The following is a 14,817-nucleotide window of genomic DNA, read 5'->3' as shown; positions in this document are numbered from 1 at the left end:
AGTCATTAAATATTTTACAAGTGAAAAAAAATTATTCATACATAGGTATTTCTTTTATTATTTTAATTTTTGGAATTTGGGCCGTACCAAAAATTGTAGAGACTTTGTCCAAACCAGAGCTTGCAACCATAGGACCTGTTCCAAGTTTTGAATTCACAGATCAAAATGGAAAAACCATTACCAACAAAGATTATGAAGGGAAGGTTTATGTTGTAGAGTTTTTCTTCACAACTTGTCCAAGTATTTGCCCAATAATGAATGAGAATATGATAAAAATTCAAAATGAATTTTTAGGTAATCCTAAAGTGGGTATCGCCTCGTTTACAATCGACCCTGAACACGACACTCCAGAAGTACTTAAAACTTATGCCCAGAATACTGGTATTACCAAGCTTCAGTGGCATTTGCTAACAGGTGATAAAGACGATATTTTTAAACTTGCTAACGAAGGGTTTAATCTGTATGTAGGTAAAGGTTCAGAAGCAGAAGGCGGCTTTGAGCACTCTGGATATTTTGCATTAATCGATCAAGATGGGAATATCCGTTCTCGTATAGATGAATTTGACAATCCTATTATTTATTACGATGGATTAGAGGATAAGCAAATACAAATGTTAAAAGAAGATATTAAAGCACTTTTGTAAATAATGAATAATACAGTGAAGAAAAATAAGTATAACGTTTGGATTTGGATTTTATCTATTGCGATTCCTATAGCAGTTGCTGTTTTGTTTACAGTTAAAATTCCGGGTGTTGAAAGATTAGGCTTTTTGCCTCCTATTTATGCAACTATAAATGCTTTTACAGCTATACTTTTGGTTGCTGCAGTATATCAGGTAAGAAAAGGTAATAGAAAAGCTCACGAACGCTTAATGAAAACAGCAATTGGTTGCTCAGTATTGTTTTTGCTAATGTATGTGGCTTATCACATGACGTCAGACTCTACAGTTTATGGCGGCGAGGGAGTGATTAAGTATGTTTATTATTTTATACTTATAACGCATATATTGCTCTCAATTATCGTTATACCTTTTGTGTTGATTACATTTGTTCGCGCACTTTCTGGGGAGTTTTATAAACATCGAAAAATTGCGCGTATTACCTATCCATTATGGCTTTATGTAGCTGTTAGTGGGGTTATAGTTTATCTAATGATATCTCCATATTATTAAACACTGTGGATTTAATTGAATAAAAAAATGAAACTAAAGGTTCTATTAATATTAATACTTGTTTTTATAGTTGTTCTTCCTGCCGAAGCGCAATGCTCCATGTGTCGAGCAGTTTTAGAAACTGAAGACGGTGGGGGAGCTGCAAAAGGCATAAACAATGGTATTGTTTACCTAATGATCTTTCCTTACCTATTAGTTGGAGGGGTGGGCTATGTAATCTATAGAAGTCGTAAAAAAGCGCGTACTCAAGATAAAGCTTAGTTTTTTTAATTTCTATTGTAACAAGGAGCGGTTTTTAATGTCTAATTAAGGACCGAAAGTCTTAATTGATTTAAGTCTTAACATGATATTCGTTATTTTAATAACGATTTTCAAGTTTTGTAATTCAATATATTTTCAAAATGATAGAAATTAAAAACCTTCACAAATCATATCACATGGGGAAAAATTCACTCCATGTTTTAAAAGGCATCAACTTTACAGTTTCTGAAGGTGAAATGGTTTCTATAATGGGCTCTTCCGGTTCAGGGAAGTCTACATTGCTCAATATTCTGGGTATCTTAGATGAAGCAGATGAAGGAACTTACACACTTGATGGTACTCTTATAAAAAACCTAAATGAAAGGGTAGCTGCTCGTTACCGAAACAAATTTCTTGGTTTTATTTTTCAATCTTTTAATCTTATCAATTACAAATCTGCATTAGACAATGTAGCAATGCCTCTTTATTACCAAGGTGTAAAACGAAATATTCGAGTTGAAAAAGCGATGCATTACCTAGAGAAAGTAGGGTTGGCAGATTGGGCTACACATTTACCAAATGAACTTTCTGGTGGTCAAAAACAACGTGTGGCGATAGCTAGAGCTTTAGCAAGCGATCCAAAAGTGCTACTAGCAGATGAACCAACAGGTGCTTTGGATACTAAAACTTCTTACGAAGTAATGGAGCTCATTCAAGGTATCAACGATGAAGGAAAAACTATTCTGATAGTCACTCATGAAGATGACATAGCGCATATGACTAAGCGAATTGTAAATCTAAAAGATGGCTTAATTATAGACGACTCCATTGTTACACAGGTACGCGCAAAAACCAACAATTATGTTTAATCTGGAACGCTGGCAGGAGATCTTTGAGGCAATTCGAAAAAATAAATTGCGAACCTTTCTTACGGGTTTATCTGTAGCTTCGGGTATTTTTATTTTGGTTATTCTCCTCGGAATTGGTCAAGGAATGCAAAATGGAGTACAGCAGCAATTTGAAAGTGATGCTACCAATAGGATTAGTGTATGGACAAATGTAACTTCAGTTGAATATAAAGGTTTAAATCCAGGTCGAAGAATAGAAATGGATAATCGTGACTATGACCTAGCAGTAAATAAAAATGAAGATAATATTGAATACAAATCCGGTGTTTACAGTAGATGGGGACAATTAACAACCTTTAAAAAAGAAAGCGGGAGCTATCGAGTAGAAGGAGTTCACGGGGATTATCAATTTTTAGAAAATGAAACTCTTGTTGTTGGTAGATATATAAATCAAGGAGATGTAAATAACTACGAAAAACATGCTGTAATAGGAAACCAAGTGTATCTCGACCTTTTTAAAGGAAAAGATGCTTTGGGTGAATACATCGATGTTGCTGGAATAAAATTTAAAGTAGTAGGTGTTTATAGTGACCCAGGAGGGGAACGCGAAGAAACCCGAATATTTATTCCCATTTCAACGGCACAACGTGTATATAACGCTGGAGATAAACTTCGGTCCTTAGCTTTTACCTTAGAAAAACACGATAGCTATGAAGATGCTTTAGCGGCTTCGGAAGCTTTTTCTGCGCAATTAGAAGCCGATTTAAAAACTAAGCATACAATTGCTCCAACTGATGATAGGGCTGTAAACGTGAACAATTCCTTAGAAAACGCTAAAAAGTTCTACGACTTGAATAAAATGATACGCTGGTTTTTCTGGGGTGTTGGAATTTGTACCATTATTGCTGGAGTTGTAGGAGTGAGTAACATTATGCTAATTATCGTAAAAGAGCGTACAAAAGAAATAGGCATCCGAAAAGCAATTGGTGCAGAACCTTGGTCGATTATAGGAATGATTCTACATGAGTCCATATTTGTAACAGCAATCGCAGGTTTCATAGGGCTTATATTTAGTTTGTTTCTCCTTCAGATAGTCGGACCCTTTATTGAGATGGACTATATTAAAAACCCTTCAGTAGATTTTTCAGTAGCGATAACAACTGTGATAATTCTTGTAATTGCGGGTGCAATTGCAGGCTTTTTTCCAGCATACCGAGCAGCAAATATTAAACCCATAGAAGCTTTGCGAGATGAGTAAAATATTAAGCAAGGATAGTTGGACAGAGATCATCGAGGCTTTAAGTAGCAATTGGTTTAGGACAGTTATGACCGCTTTTGGTGTGCTTTGGGGTATCTTCATCTTAGTAATTCTTCTTGCGGCTGGAAACGGCTTAGAAAACGGTATAAGGCAGGGATTTAATGGGATGGCTACAAACTCAATGTTTATGTGGACCCAAACTGCTTCTCAGCCCTATAAAGGTTTGCCTAAAGGACGACGCTATAATTTTAAAACCGACGATGTTCCAGCGATAAAGCAAAGTGTAGAAGGTTTACAATTTGTTTCTCCTCGAAATCAATTAGGTGGCTTTAGAGGAAGTAATAACGTAGTAAGAGGTCTTCAAACAGGAGCATTTAATGTTTATGGAGACTATCCTGAAATTATCCAACAGCAACCTATGGATATTACATCAGGTAGATTCATCAATTATTCAGACATTCAGGAAAAACGAAAAATCGCAATTATAGGAAGTGGGGTGAAAAGTGCCTTATATGATTCAGGTGAAGAAGTTATCGGTTCGTACATTAAGATTAACGGAGTGAACTTTATGGTTGTAGGAACCTATAAAAAGAAAGGAAGTAACGGCGACCCAGAAGAGATGCAAAAGGAAATTTATGTACCATTTACAGCTTTTTCACAAGCGTTTAATATGGGAGATATTGTAGGTTGGATGGCGATAACCGCGAAAGATGGGTACTCAATTACAAACTTGAAAGAACAAATTTTTGATGTTATCAAAACTCGTCACACCATTAACCCCAAAGACGATCGCGCAGTAGGAAATTTCGATCTTTTTCAAGAATACACTAAGTTAACAGGCTTGTTTTCTGCTCTAAATTTTGTAGCCTATTTTGTGGGTATATTAGTGTTGCTATCTGGTATTATTGGTATTAGTAATATAATGCTAATTGTAGTAAAAGAACGCACAAAAGAAATAGGTATCCGTAGAGCTTTGGGGGCAACTCCTTGGAGTATACGTGCTCAAATTTTATTAGAGTCGATATTTTTAACCATTGTTTCAGGAATGGCAGGCATTGTTTTAGCAACTGCAGTACTTTGGTTTGTGAATTATCAACTCGATGGTATGGATACTTCAGAAATGATGTTTATAAACCCATCAGTGAATATAGGTGTAGTGTTTATCGCTTTAACGATTTTGATTGTATCTGGGCTTTTAGCTGGTTTAATCCCTGCTCAAAATGCAATAAAAATAAAACCTGTAGAAGCCTTAAGAACGGAATAGAACTTTAAAAATGAAATTAATAACAAATAATAAAGTTGAAGAAATTCCTAGAGATGAATTAAAGCAGTGTATTTCAATGGCTATGATGTATCACAAATTAAAACACTTGCCATTATTAGGAGTAAAAAATAAAATATGAAATTAAATCAACATCGATACCAATGAAAAAATCAAAAACCATAATCATCCTTGCCACAATAGCGATATTGTTTTTGGCTTCAATGTATTGGCTGTATAGTAAAAATATTGAAGATCCGGTGGTTTACGAAACTGAAAAACCCGCAATAGGCACTATTTTAAAAAAGACTGTCGCAACAGGAAGCATAGTTCCCAAGGAGGAGGTATTAATAAAACCTAATATTTCGGGAATTATAGATCAAATATTTGTTGAAGCCGGTGAAGTGGTTAAATCTGGCGATTTAATTGCAAAGGTGAAAGTTGTACCGAATGTTTCGTCACTTAATAGTGCAAAAAGCAATATAAACAATGTTCGTACTCAAGTAGAAACGGCTCGCCTTGCTTTTGAAAATCAGAAAAACATCTACAATCGTCAAAAGGAACTGTTTGAAAAAGGAGTGATTTCTGCAAATGAATTTGATAACGCTCAATTAGCATACAATCAAGCTCAACAGAGATTAAAGCAAGAACAAGTGGGCTTAACGGCTGCAAATCAAAATTACGACATCATCAGAACTGGAACCACTACAGGAATGGGAGCCTTGGCTAATACTGAAATTCGAGCTACGGTATCTGGGATGATTTTAGATGTTCCTGTAAAAACGGGAAATCAAGTAATTGAATCGAATAACTTTAACGACGGGACAACTATTGCAACCATAGCCGATGTTGATAAAATGATTTTTGAAGGTAAAGTAGATGAAAGTGAAGTTGGAAAAATAAAAGAAGGTCTACCTCTTGAAATTACAGTTGGAGCACTTCCAGATGAACTTTTCAATGCGGAATTAGATTATATCGCACCAAAAGGTGTAGATGAAAATGGAGCTATTCAGTTTGAGATAAAAGCTACAATGAAAAGCTTAGATACCTCCAAAGTATTTATTCGTGCTGGATTAAGTGCTAACGCTTCAATAATCTTAGCTAAAGCTGAAAATGTTCTGACCATAAAGGAAGCTTTGGTTCAATACGATCCAAAAACACAAAAACCTTTTGTAGAAATTATGGTTGGAGACCAAAAGTTTGAAAGAAAAGATGTTGAGTTAGGTATAAGTGATGGTATAGATGTAGAAGTAAAAAGTGGCGTTTCCGAAGATGATGCTATTAAAGTATGGAATCAATTAAAACCTGCAGATAGATAAAATAGTAAAGGGAAAATGCATTGTATAACTATAGGATACCTTTGCTTCAAATTATTACGTACTAAAAACTTATAAAAATTTAAATTTCATAATTTTTGTAACGCAATAGCAATACAAAAGACTTATTCAGTAATAGAAAAATTTATGAAAAAGATAGTAATCCCATTTCTTTTATTGATTTGTAGCATTTCCTTAAATGCTCAAACCAAACAATGGACACTTCAGGAATGTGTAAACCACGCCTTAGAAAATAATATTTCAGTAAAACAAAGTCAGTTAGACTTAGAGTTTACCGAAGCTGATAAATTACAAGCTATTGGTAATTTTTTACCTAGTTTAAATGCCAATGCTTCAGCATCAAAAAACACAGGACTTAGTTTAAACCCAACAACTAATCAATTAGAAAATACAACTCTTGGTTCTGCCTCTGGAGCTATTAATGTAGGATATACACTTTTTGATGGTTTAAGGAACGTACGTCAATTACAACGAGCGAAACTTTCAGAACTTGCAGCACAGTATCGTTTAGACAAAATGAAAGATGATATTGCTTTGGCTGTAGCAAACTCATATTTGCAGGTATTATTAAATAAGGCAAACTTAGAAGTTATAAAATCGCAAAATGAAGTTACCCTTCAACAGTTACAAAGGACTAATGACCTTGTAGATGCGGGAGTGCTTCCTCGTGGAGATCTTTTAGAAATAAAAGCAACTGATGCCGGTGAAAAACAAAGAATTGCTATTTCGGAAAACAACGTAAAAATTTCACTAATTAGTTTAGCGCAATTATTATTGATTAAGGATTACTCTAGTTTTGATATAGCCGAAGAAGAATACAATATTATCGATGGCGGAATTGCAGATAAAGATGTTTCAGAAATTATTAAAAGTGCGAAAGAAACACGCTCTGAAGTAAAAATTGCTCAAAAAAATGTAGAGCTTGCCGAAAAGGATTTACAGATTTCTAGAGGAAGTTACTACCCTACGCTTTCAGCTTTTTTTGGTTATAATACACGTTATGCAGATAATGACCCGCTTGAACGCGATTTCGTGGAGCAGTTGTATTTGAACGATGGAATAGGTTATGGTTTACAGCTAAATATCCCTATATTCAATGGATTTGCAGCACGTAGTGGGGTAATGAGAAGTAAAGTAAATTTAAAGAATACTGAATATCAATTAGAGCAGGCACAGCTTGATCTTGAATCTAATGTTTACCAAGCCTATGTAGATGCGAATGGTGCATTAAAAGCTTATGAAGCTGCTACAGTTGCAATGGAATCGCAAGAATTAGCATATCAATATGCAAAAGATCGTTATGATGTTGGTTTAACCAATGCTTTCGATTTTAGTCAGTCGAAACTGAGATATGACAATGCTAAAATTGAAGAAAACAGAACTAAATTTGAGTATATTTTTAAATTAAAAGTTTTGGAATTGTATTTTGGCGTTCCAGCAAGTGAATTAAAATTTTAAATATGAAGAAAAAAACACTTATTTGGATTGTTGTAGCGGTTGTCCTGCTTATAGTTTTATTGATTTTCGGGAAAAAAGCTGGCTGGTTTGGAAAATCAGGCGATTTCAAAGAGGTTGAAATAACTCAAATAGAATTATTAGACATCACTGAAACTGTTGCTGCAACTGGGAAAATTCAACCTGAAGTGGAAGTGGCACTTTCTTCAGAGGTTTCTGGTGAAATTATTGAGCTTCCTATTAAAGAAGGTCAAACGGTTGAAAAAGGAGATCTTTTGGTTAAAATTAACCCAGACCTTATTCAAGCTGCGGTAAGCCAATCCCAAGCTGGACTTCAGAATGTAAGAGCGCAATTAGCACAAGCCGAAGCTAGTAAAATGAATGCCCAATTAACCTATGAAAGAAATAAGACGCTTTTTGAAAAAGGCGTGATTTCTAAGTCTGAATGGGATAAATCTGTTACAGATTTCGATATGGCTAAAGCTAATGTGAAAGCTGCTTATTACAGTGTACAAAGTGCTGCTGCCAACGTTAAACAATCGGTAGATAACCTTTCAAGAACGACAATTTATGCTCCAATGAGCGGAACAATTTCAAAGTTGTCTGTAGAACTAGGGGAAAGAGTAGTGGGTACAGCTCAAATGGCAGGTACAGAAATTGTTCGTGTTGCAAACTTACAGAAAATGGAAGTTGAGGTTGATGTAAACGAAAACGACATTGTAAAAGTATCGGTTGGTGACTCAACTATGGTTGAAGTTGATGCGTATTTAAAAAGAGAGTTTAAAGGTGTGGTTACTGCAATTGCAAATAGTGCTGAAAATGCTTTAACAGCCGATCAGGTAACTAATTTTAAAGTTAAAGTTAGTATTCTTCCAGAATCATATAAGGATCTAACTGAAGGAAAGCCAGAAAGCTATTCTCCGTTCCGTCCTGGAATGACTGCTACAGTAGATATTATCACAAATAAGAAACGAAATGTAATTGGAGTTCCAATTAGTTCAATTGTTGTTAAAACTGATACATCAGATACTAGAAAACCAAAGACTAGTGAAGTAAAATCGAATACCGAAAAGTTTGAAGCGGTTTATGTGAAAGAAGGGGATGAGGCTAAGTTAAGAGTTGTAAAAACAGGTATTCAGGATGAATCAAATATTGAGATTCTTTCTGGTTTAAAAGAGGGTGAAACTGTTATTACTGGTCCATATACTACTGTAACTAAATTACTAAAGCAAGGTGATAAAGTTGAGGTTAGTTCAAATTCAAAGAATAACTAAAAAATGGCAATAATTCTCTGCATAGAAACGGCTACAACTAATTGTTCTGTTGCACTTTCAATAGATGGTGAAGTAAAAGCTATAAGGGAAGAAAACAATCTAAAATATTCGCATGCCGAAAAACTTCACGTTTTTATTGATGAAGTTATAAATGAGGCAAATATTGAAAAATCTAATTTAGACGCAATTGCCGTTAGTAAAGGCCCTGGGTCTTACACAGGCTTGCGAATTGGTGTTTCTGCAGCTAAAGGCCTGTGCTTCGCGCTAGATATACCTTTAATATCTACACTTACCTTGGAAGTATTGGCACAGCAAGTTAAGTGCGAAGACTGCTTTATTATTCCTTTGCTAGATGCTAGAAGAATGGAGGTTTACTCTGCTGTTTTTAACGCTGAGAAAAAGCAAATAAAAGATACTAAAGCGGAAATTATCGATGAAAATTCTTTCGCTGAATTTCTAAATGAGAAAAAAACAGTTTTCATTGGTGATGGTTCAGCAAAATTTGAAGCAATTTGTAATCATAACAATGCAGAGTTTCATAAAATAACACATCCTTCATCAGCTGAAATGGCTAGTTTGGCAGAGGCTAAATATAAAATAGGCGACACTGAAAGCGTCGCCTATTTTGAACCTTATTATTTAAAAGAATTTCTTTTAAATTAATTTCGATTTATAAAAGAGAATCGAAATGTTGAACAGCTTTTATTAAATCAGCTTCTTTGTCAAGGTCTAATTTGTTTTCCTTGATAAAAGCTTTCATTTCAGTCTTTTTCTTATCCATCATTTTAAGAATTCTAGACTTGTTGCTCGGCATTTCTAGGAAGGTTCCATCTTCTACTAAATAATACTTCACATTTTTTGAAAATGAAGGTTTAGTGTCTGTTTGGTAATTATTACGTGCTTTTTTTGCTTCGTTAAACTTTGATGTCACTTTTTTGTAAAGATCATAGTTTTTTCCGTCGCTTAGCACATTAAAATAACCACCTTTTTCATTACTACCCTGGTAAGGCACGAATAGATAAATGTCTCTACCAATTTTTACAAATACTTCTGGGTCTTTAATTAAGGCTCCATAATTTTTGTCGGTAGCGTGTTTTTTAATTTCTATTTCATCGGCGAAAGCATTATAACGCATAAGAACTTTAGACTTCATTAAATCTTCCCCTTGGAAAATAGAGCCCTCTAAGAAATTAGGATTTGTATAAGCGTCATCTACTATAGACTCAAACTCGGCTTCAGTTAATCCAAAAGCCAATGCTTTTTGATTTATATCTATAGTAGTAGCATACATATCGAAACTAGTGCTTGCGCGTTGTGCAAATAAAGGACTTGCAGTAAGGGCAATTAGTCCTATTAACAATATTTTTTTCATGATTTATTATATTAAGATTTATTAGTGTTAAGTGTTTCCAAATTAAAATGGTGAACATCTCGTTGTGGGAATGGAATTGAAATTCCAGCTGCTTCTAATCTAGACTTTCCTTCTTCTAAAATTAACCATCTTAAATTCCAGAAATCTTCATTTTTAGCCCAATAACGTAGACTTAAATTAACTGAACTATCACCTAATTCGGCAACTACAATCATAGGTGCTTTATCTTCAAGTTGTAATACAGCCTCTTGTTCGTTTACTAAGTTAAGCAAAATATCTTTTGCCTCTTTAATATTATCGTCATAACCTATACCAAAGGTTAAGTTTTCTCTTCTAATACCTTCAGAAGTATAATTAACTATATTGTCGTTACTTAACTTTCCGTTAGGGATTATAGCGAGTTGGTTTCCAAAAGTGGTAAGCTTAGTGTTAAATATATTAATGTCTTTTACAGTACCATCAATACCTTGAGCGCTAATAAAGTCTCCAACCTTAAAGGGTTTCATCAATAAAATTAGAATGCCCCCAGCAAAGTTTGCTAATGATCCTTGTAATGCTAAACCAACAGCAAGACCAGCAGCACCAATTATAGCGACTAGCGAAGCAGATTCTACTCCTAACTGGGTAACTACAAGAACAAATAAAACAATTTTAAGGGCCCAGTTAATTAAACTAGCGATAAAGTTTTCTAAAGTAGGATCATAATCTTTTTTGTCAAAAAACTTTCTAACTACCTTATTTATAAGTCTTATAACCCACATTCCTATAAACAGAAGTAAAATAGCCCCGATTAAACTCGGTAGAAAGTCAATTAATTTTTGACCATATTCTTCGATATAAATATTAATGTCCTTAAATTTTTCCATAAATGTTTTACTGTTTTTTAATTTTTAGTTTAATGATTTAATTGCAATTTCGGAATCCTTAACTGGAATCTTGCACGTATTATTTTCGCAAATATAAATAAGTGTTTCATCCTTGACGAACCTATTTTTAAATAGAGGAGCAATGTTTTCTACATTGCTTGCAGCTAAAATTGTGTTGGGCAGATAGTGACTGTAGAATTCCTGAATTTTTTCAGATGCACTGTCTCCAACAACAACTATTTCAAAAAAGTTATTTTGAAAATTAGAAAGCAAATCTAACCAATTAGAAAACCCGCTAGGGTAATTTTCTACTTCTGCTAATACATTTTTTAGCATCTGCTTAGAAATTTCATTAAAACGAGGCTCATCAAAATACTTTGAAAGTTTGTACAAATTCTTTGCCATAACTGAATTCGAAGCAGGAATGACATTGTCTCGATATTCAAAATTTCTACTAACAATGACTGGGTCTTCTTTTGATGTAAAATAAAACATATGTTTTTCCTCGTCAAAAAAGTTTAAGATTGAATAATCTGTCATTTCTTTTGATATGTTAAGCCACTTTTCATCCAAGGTAACTTGGTATAAACTTATAAAAGCTTCAATTGTAAAAGCGTAATCTTCCAGAAAGCCGTTAATTGTGCTTTTCCCATCTTTATAATTATGAAATAATGTGCCGTTTTTCTGATGTTGATTTTTAGCAAGAAACTCAGCATTCCTAAGAGCGATATCTAAATACTCTTGATTGTTGAATGTTTTGTAAGCATCTATATACCCCTTTAGCATCATGGCATTCCAAGAAGTAAGTGTTTTGTCATCCAGTCTTGGTTTTGGTCTATTGTTTCGATAGTTTAAAAGGGTTTGCTTCCAGCTTTTCTTTTTCTGTTGTAATGCTTCATGACAAATATTAAACTCTTTTTCAATTTCTGAATTTGTTTTCTTTCTTATTAAAACATAATTATTGTGTTCCCACTTCCCATAGCTATTTACATTGTAATACTCTCTAAAAATTTTAAAATCGTCTTCTAGCAAATCTTCTAATTCCTCTTGAGTGAAAACGTAAAAAGCTCCTTCTTCTAATTTTCCGTCTTTATTGTTACTGTCTGCATCTAAGGATGAATAAAATCCTCCTTCTTTATTGGTGAGGTCTAAGGCGATAAAATCTAGCGTTTCTTCAACCACTTCTTTGTAAAGTGGCTTTTTAGTAACTAGATAGGCATTGCTATATAGGCTTACAAGCTGGGCATTGTCGTACAGCATCTTTTCAAAGTGAGGTACGTGCCATTTTTCATCTGTACTATAACGTGAAAATCCACCTCCTAATTGATCGTAAAGCCCACCGTATGCCATTTTATCTAATGATAAAGTAACGTAGTTCAATAAGGTTTCATCGTTACTCTCAACAGCTTGTCGTAATAAAAATTCAAAATTGTTAGGCATCATAAATTTCGGAGCTCCTCGAAATCCACCATTTTTAGTATCAAATCTCTCTGAAAAATTTTTAATAATGTCTGCTGTTGGAAACTGAGTTAAATCTACATCTTCAGTATTTAACTCAATTAGATCCATGCTTTTAATACCCTGTTCTAACCTGTTAGCATAAGCAATAATTTTTTCAGGTTCTATTTTGTACACCTCCTGAATTTGCTCTAGAGCATTTATCCAATCACTTTTACGAAAATAAGTTCCGCCCCAAACAGGTCGACCATCTGGAAGCGTTATAACATTTAATGGCCAACCCGCACTTCCAGTCATAAGTTGAACTGCATTTATATATGTTTGATCTACATCTGGTCGTTCCTCTCGATCTACTTTAATCGAGATATAATTTTTGTTCATAACCTCTGCAACCTCAATATCTTCAAAACTTTCATGTTCCATAACGTGACACCAATGGCAGGCGGCATATCCAATACTAATTATGATGAGTTTTTTTTCTTTTTTGGCCTGTTGCAATGCTGCATCATTATACGGTTTCCAATTTACAGGGTTATGAGCATGCTGAAGCAGGTAAGGGCTAGTTTCGTGAATTAAATCGTTTGTAAAGAGATGTGTGTCCAAAGTGTCTTTTTTAGAAGTATTACAGGCAAGTAGAATACCTAGAATTAAAATAGAAGAAAATAGCTTCATTACAGAAGTTTATAAAACAAAAATACGCTTTTGAAAGCTCAAAAGCGTATTTTTAATATTTTCTGAAGTATTTATTTAACTTCGAAAGTAATCTTTACGTTAACACGGAATTGAGTTACATCCCCATTTTCTACAACGCAACTGTTTTCTTGAACATAAACAGAACGGATGTTTTTTACACTCTTTGAAGCTTCTTTTACTGCATTTCTTGTAGCATCTTCCCAGCTTTCTTTAGAGCTAGCAAGAATTTCAATTACTTTTAATACTGCCATAATTACTTAGTTTTTGTTCTCATCTCGTTGAATAACAAGGTGGGATAATTAATAAAACACTAAGATACAGTTATTAAGAATTATTAGTCTGAAAATTAAGTTAAACCTTGATCTTAAAAGTTGAGAATGAACTAAATAAATTATAAAATTGCTATCAAGTAATTCAGAAAGTAAAGATTATCCGTTAATTGCAACTACACTTTCCACCTGTCCTTTCATTAATTCTTTAAGCATGGTTTCAATTCCATTTTTTAAAGTGATGGTTGATGAAGGACATCCGCTACAAGCTCCTTGAAGTACTACCTTAACGGTTTTAGAACTCTCGTTAAAGGAGTCGAACATAATATTTCCACCGTCTCTGGCTACAGCAGGTTTAACATATTCGTCTAAGATAGATATGATTTCTTTTTCTATATCCGAATAATTTTTGTCTTCTTTTTCTAGAGAAGAATCTGCCGAACCAATATTGTTCGAAATATTTGAAGCCTTGGTAATTTCATCTTTCACAATAGGTTTGTCGTCTTGAACATATTGACGAAGAAACTCTCTAATTTCCATAGAAATTTCTTCCCAATCAATCATATTGTGTTTCGTAACTGAAACATAATTGTTGCTAATAAAAACTTCTTTTACAAATGGAAAGTTAAATAACGCTTGTGCCAGTGGTGAAAGAATAGCATCTTCAACACTTTTAAATTCAAAAGTACCTTCCGCTAATGTTTTATTGGCAACAAACTTCATAACCGTTGGGTTTGGTGTGCTTTCTGCATAAATACTAACAGGAAGTTTTTTTGGAGCCACAACTTCAGCTTCTGTAACAACAGATTTCCCAGACTTGATATATTCTGAAATAGATTCTGCTACCTCTTCTTGAACATCTTCCCACTCTACAATATTGTATTTTTCAATGGCAACAAAGTTTTGAGAAATATAAACTGTTTTCACAAAGGGAAGGTAAAAAAGTTGTTGTGCCAAAACGCTGTTTTTAGCTTCATCAATATTTTTGAATTCATAACTTGATGCTTTAGTAAGAAAAGAATCAGACACAAATTTTACTATACTAGGATTAGATGTTTTGGCGATTTCCATAATAAAAAGGGGAGAGTTTTAGGAATAATTTGCGAAATTATAAAAAGGAAATCAGAACATTCAATATATTTGGTATCTTAACACCGAATTATGAAAAAATTAATACTCTCTTTACTTTTTCTAATACCTCTATTAGTATTTTCTCAACAGAATCCAATAGGATTATTTCAACAGTTTAATGGGCGTTACGATTTTACAGCTATAGGTAATACTTTAAATGCTGCTGAAAACGGTGGTTCTTAG

Annotated in this window: 16 protein-coding genes; 11 read left to right on the top strand and 5 right to left on the bottom strand. The window is 33.9% G+C overall.

The window, feature by feature from the left end; all coding sequences use genetic code 11:
• Window positions 1-20 precede the first annotated feature (20 nt).
• The 10 genes from FHP04_RS07890 to tsaB all read left to right on the top strand — a co-directional run bounded on the left by FHP04_RS07890 (window position 21) and on the right by tsaB (window position 9,508).
• Window positions 21-644, top strand: coding sequence for an SCO family protein (locus FHP04_RS07890; RefSeq protein ID WP_139855553.1), 624 nt, complete (start codon window positions 21-23; stop codon window positions 642-644).
• 3 nt (window positions 645-647) lie between these two features.
• Window positions 648-1,172 carry a DUF420 domain-containing protein gene (locus tag FHP04_RS07885; RefSeq protein ID WP_139855552.1) on the top strand — a complete coding sequence of 175 codons (525 nt, stop codon included), beginning with the start codon at window positions 648-650 and terminating at the stop codon, window positions 1,170-1,172.
• Window positions 1,173-1,199: 27 nt separating this feature from the next.
• Window positions 1,200-1,433: a hypothetical protein gene (locus FHP04_RS07880; RefSeq protein WP_139855551.1), complete on the top strand. Its 234-nt coding sequence runs from the start codon at window positions 1,200-1,202 to the stop codon at window positions 1,431-1,433.
• 140 nt (window positions 1,434-1,573) lie between these two features.
• Window positions 1,574-2,281 carry an ABC transporter ATP-binding protein gene (locus FHP04_RS07875; protein WP_139855550.1) on the top strand — a complete coding sequence of 236 codons (708 nt, stop codon included), beginning with the start codon at window positions 1,574-1,576 and terminating at the stop codon, window positions 2,279-2,281.
• Window positions 2,274-3,518, top strand: coding sequence for an ABC transporter permease (locus tag FHP04_RS07870; protein ID WP_139855549.1), 1,245 nt, complete (start codon window positions 2,274-2,276; stop codon window positions 3,516-3,518). Before FHP04_RS07875 ends, FHP04_RS07870 begins: the two co-directional genes overlap by 8 nt.
• A 1-nt stretch (window position 3,519) precedes the next feature.
• Window positions 3,520-4,782 carry an ABC transporter permease gene (locus tag FHP04_RS07865; RefSeq protein ID WP_139855613.1) on the top strand — a complete coding sequence of 421 codons (1,263 nt, stop codon included), beginning with the start codon at window positions 3,520-3,522 and terminating at the stop codon, window positions 4,780-4,782.
• 161 nt (window positions 4,783-4,943) lie between these two features.
• Entirely contained in the window at window positions 4,944-6,098 is a 1,155-nt protein-coding gene (locus FHP04_RS07860) for an efflux RND transporter periplasmic adaptor subunit (RefSeq protein ID WP_139855548.1), read from the top strand.
• Between the two features lie 144 nt (window positions 6,099-6,242).
• Window positions 6,243-7,574: a TolC family protein gene (locus FHP04_RS07855; protein WP_139855547.1), complete on the top strand. Its 1,332-nt coding sequence runs from the start codon at window positions 6,243-6,245 to the stop codon at window positions 7,572-7,574.
• A gap of 2 nt (window positions 7,575-7,576) precedes the next feature.
• Window positions 7,577-8,845 (top strand): efflux RND transporter periplasmic adaptor subunit, encoded by a 1,269-nt coding sequence (locus tag FHP04_RS07850; protein WP_139855546.1) that lies wholly within the window; start codon window positions 7,577-7,579, stop codon window positions 8,843-8,845.
• 3 nt (window positions 8,846-8,848) lie between these two features.
• Entirely contained in the window at window positions 8,849-9,508 is a 660-nt protein-coding gene (gene tsaB / locus FHP04_RS07845; protein ID WP_139855545.1) for a tRNA (adenosine(37)-N6)-threonylcarbamoyltransferase complex dimerization subunit type 1 TsaB, read from the top strand.
• 7 nt (window positions 9,509-9,515) lie between these two features.
• Here the strand turns inward: tsaB and FHP04_RS07840 are convergent, their stop codons facing one another.
• The 5 genes from FHP04_RS07840 to FHP04_RS07820 all read right to left on the bottom strand — a co-directional run bounded on the left by FHP04_RS07840 (window position 9,516) and on the right by FHP04_RS07820 (window position 14,574).
• A complete protein-coding gene (locus tag FHP04_RS07840; RefSeq protein WP_139855544.1) occupies window positions 9,516-10,217 on the bottom strand; it encodes a hypothetical protein in 702 nt (233 codons plus the stop codon).
• A gap of 11 nt (window positions 10,218-10,228) precedes the next feature.
• A complete protein-coding gene (locus tag FHP04_RS07835) occupies window positions 10,229-11,083 on the bottom strand; it encodes a mechanosensitive ion channel family protein (RefSeq protein ID WP_139855543.1) in 855 nt (284 codons plus the stop codon).
• A gap of 24 nt (window positions 11,084-11,107) precedes the next feature.
• Window positions 11,108-13,213, bottom strand: coding sequence for a thioredoxin domain-containing protein (locus tag FHP04_RS07830; protein WP_139855542.1), 2,106 nt, complete (start codon window positions 13,211-13,213; stop codon window positions 11,108-11,110).
• Window positions 13,214-13,284: 71 nt separating this feature from the next.
• Window positions 13,285-13,485 carry a dodecin family protein gene (locus tag FHP04_RS07825; protein ID WP_139855541.1) on the bottom strand — a complete coding sequence of 67 codons (201 nt, stop codon included), beginning with the start codon at window positions 13,483-13,485 and terminating at the stop codon, window positions 13,285-13,287.
• A 177-nt stretch (window positions 13,486-13,662) separates the two neighbouring features.
• Window positions 13,663-14,574: a NifU family protein gene (locus tag FHP04_RS07820; RefSeq protein ID WP_139855540.1), complete on the bottom strand. Its 912-nt coding sequence runs from the start codon at window positions 14,572-14,574 to the stop codon at window positions 13,663-13,665.
• A 90-nt stretch (window positions 14,575-14,664) separates the two neighbouring features.
• On the opposite strand from FHP04_RS07820, the gene FHP04_RS14505 reads away from it, so the two are divergent.
• Entirely contained in the window at window positions 14,665-14,817 is a 153-nt protein-coding gene (locus FHP04_RS14505) for a hypothetical protein (protein ID WP_158319128.1), read from the top strand.

Source organism: Aequorivita sinensis (genome assembly GCF_006346335.1).
Taxonomy (GTDB): Bacteria; Bacteroidota; Bacteroidia; order Flavobacteriales; family Flavobacteriaceae; genus Aequorivita; species Aequorivita sinensis.
The sequence above is the reverse complement of the archived record's forward strand: the minus strand, read 5'-3'. Positions and strand labels throughout refer to the sequence as shown.

What these genes read in the sequence shown, in the direction of transcription:
- FHP04_RS07885 (WP_139855552.1), top strand. Translation starts at nt 648, where the DNA reads ATGAATAATACAGTGAAGAAAAATAAGTATAACGTTTGGATTTGGATT.
- FHP04_RS07880 (WP_139855551.1), top strand. Translation starts at nt 1,200, where the DNA reads ATGAAACTAAAGGTTCTATTAATATTAATACTTGTTTTTATAGTTGTT.
- FHP04_RS07875 (WP_139855550.1), top strand. Translation starts at nt 1,574, where the DNA reads ATGATAGAAATTAAAAACCTTCACAAATCATATCACATGGGGAAAAAT.
- FHP04_RS07870 (WP_139855549.1), top strand. Translation starts at nt 2,274, where the DNA reads ATGTTTAATCTGGAACGCTGGCAGGAGATCTTTGAGGCAATTCGAAAA.
- FHP04_RS07860 (WP_139855548.1), top strand. Translation starts at nt 4,944, where the DNA reads ATGAAAAAATCAAAAACCATAATCATCCTTGCCACAATAGCGATATTG.
- FHP04_RS07855 (WP_139855547.1), top strand. Translation starts at nt 6,243, where the DNA reads ATGAAAAAGATAGTAATCCCATTTCTTTTATTGATTTGTAGCATTTCC.
- FHP04_RS07850 (WP_139855546.1), top strand. Translation starts at nt 7,577, where the DNA reads ATGAAGAAAAAAACACTTATTTGGATTGTTGTAGCGGTTGTCCTGCTT.
- tsaB (WP_139855545.1), top strand. Translation starts at nt 8,849, where the DNA reads ATGGCAATAATTCTCTGCATAGAAACGGCTACAACTAATTGTTCTGTT.
- FHP04_RS07840 (WP_139855544.1), bottom strand. Translation starts at nt 10,217, where the DNA reads ATGAAAAAAATATTGTTAATAGGACTAATTGCCCTTACTGCAAGTCCT.
- FHP04_RS07835 (WP_139855543.1), bottom strand. Translation starts at nt 11,083, where the DNA reads ATGGAAAAATTTAAGGACATTAATATTTATATCGAAGAATATGGTCAA.
- FHP04_RS07830 (WP_139855542.1), bottom strand. Translation starts at nt 13,213, where the DNA reads ATGAAGCTATTTTCTTCTATTTTAATTCTAGGTATTCTACTTGCCTGT.
- FHP04_RS07825 (WP_139855541.1), bottom strand. Translation starts at nt 13,485, where the DNA reads ATGGCAGTATTAAAAGTAATTGAAATTCTTGCTAGCTCTAAAGAAAGC.
- FHP04_RS07820 (WP_139855540.1), bottom strand. Translation starts at nt 14,574, where the DNA reads ATGGAAATCGCCAAAACATCTAATCCTAGTATAGTAAAATTTGTGTCT.
- FHP04_RS14505 (WP_158319128.1), top strand. Translation starts at nt 14,665, where the DNA reads ATGAAAAAATTAATACTCTCTTTACTTTTTCTAATACCTCTATTAGTA.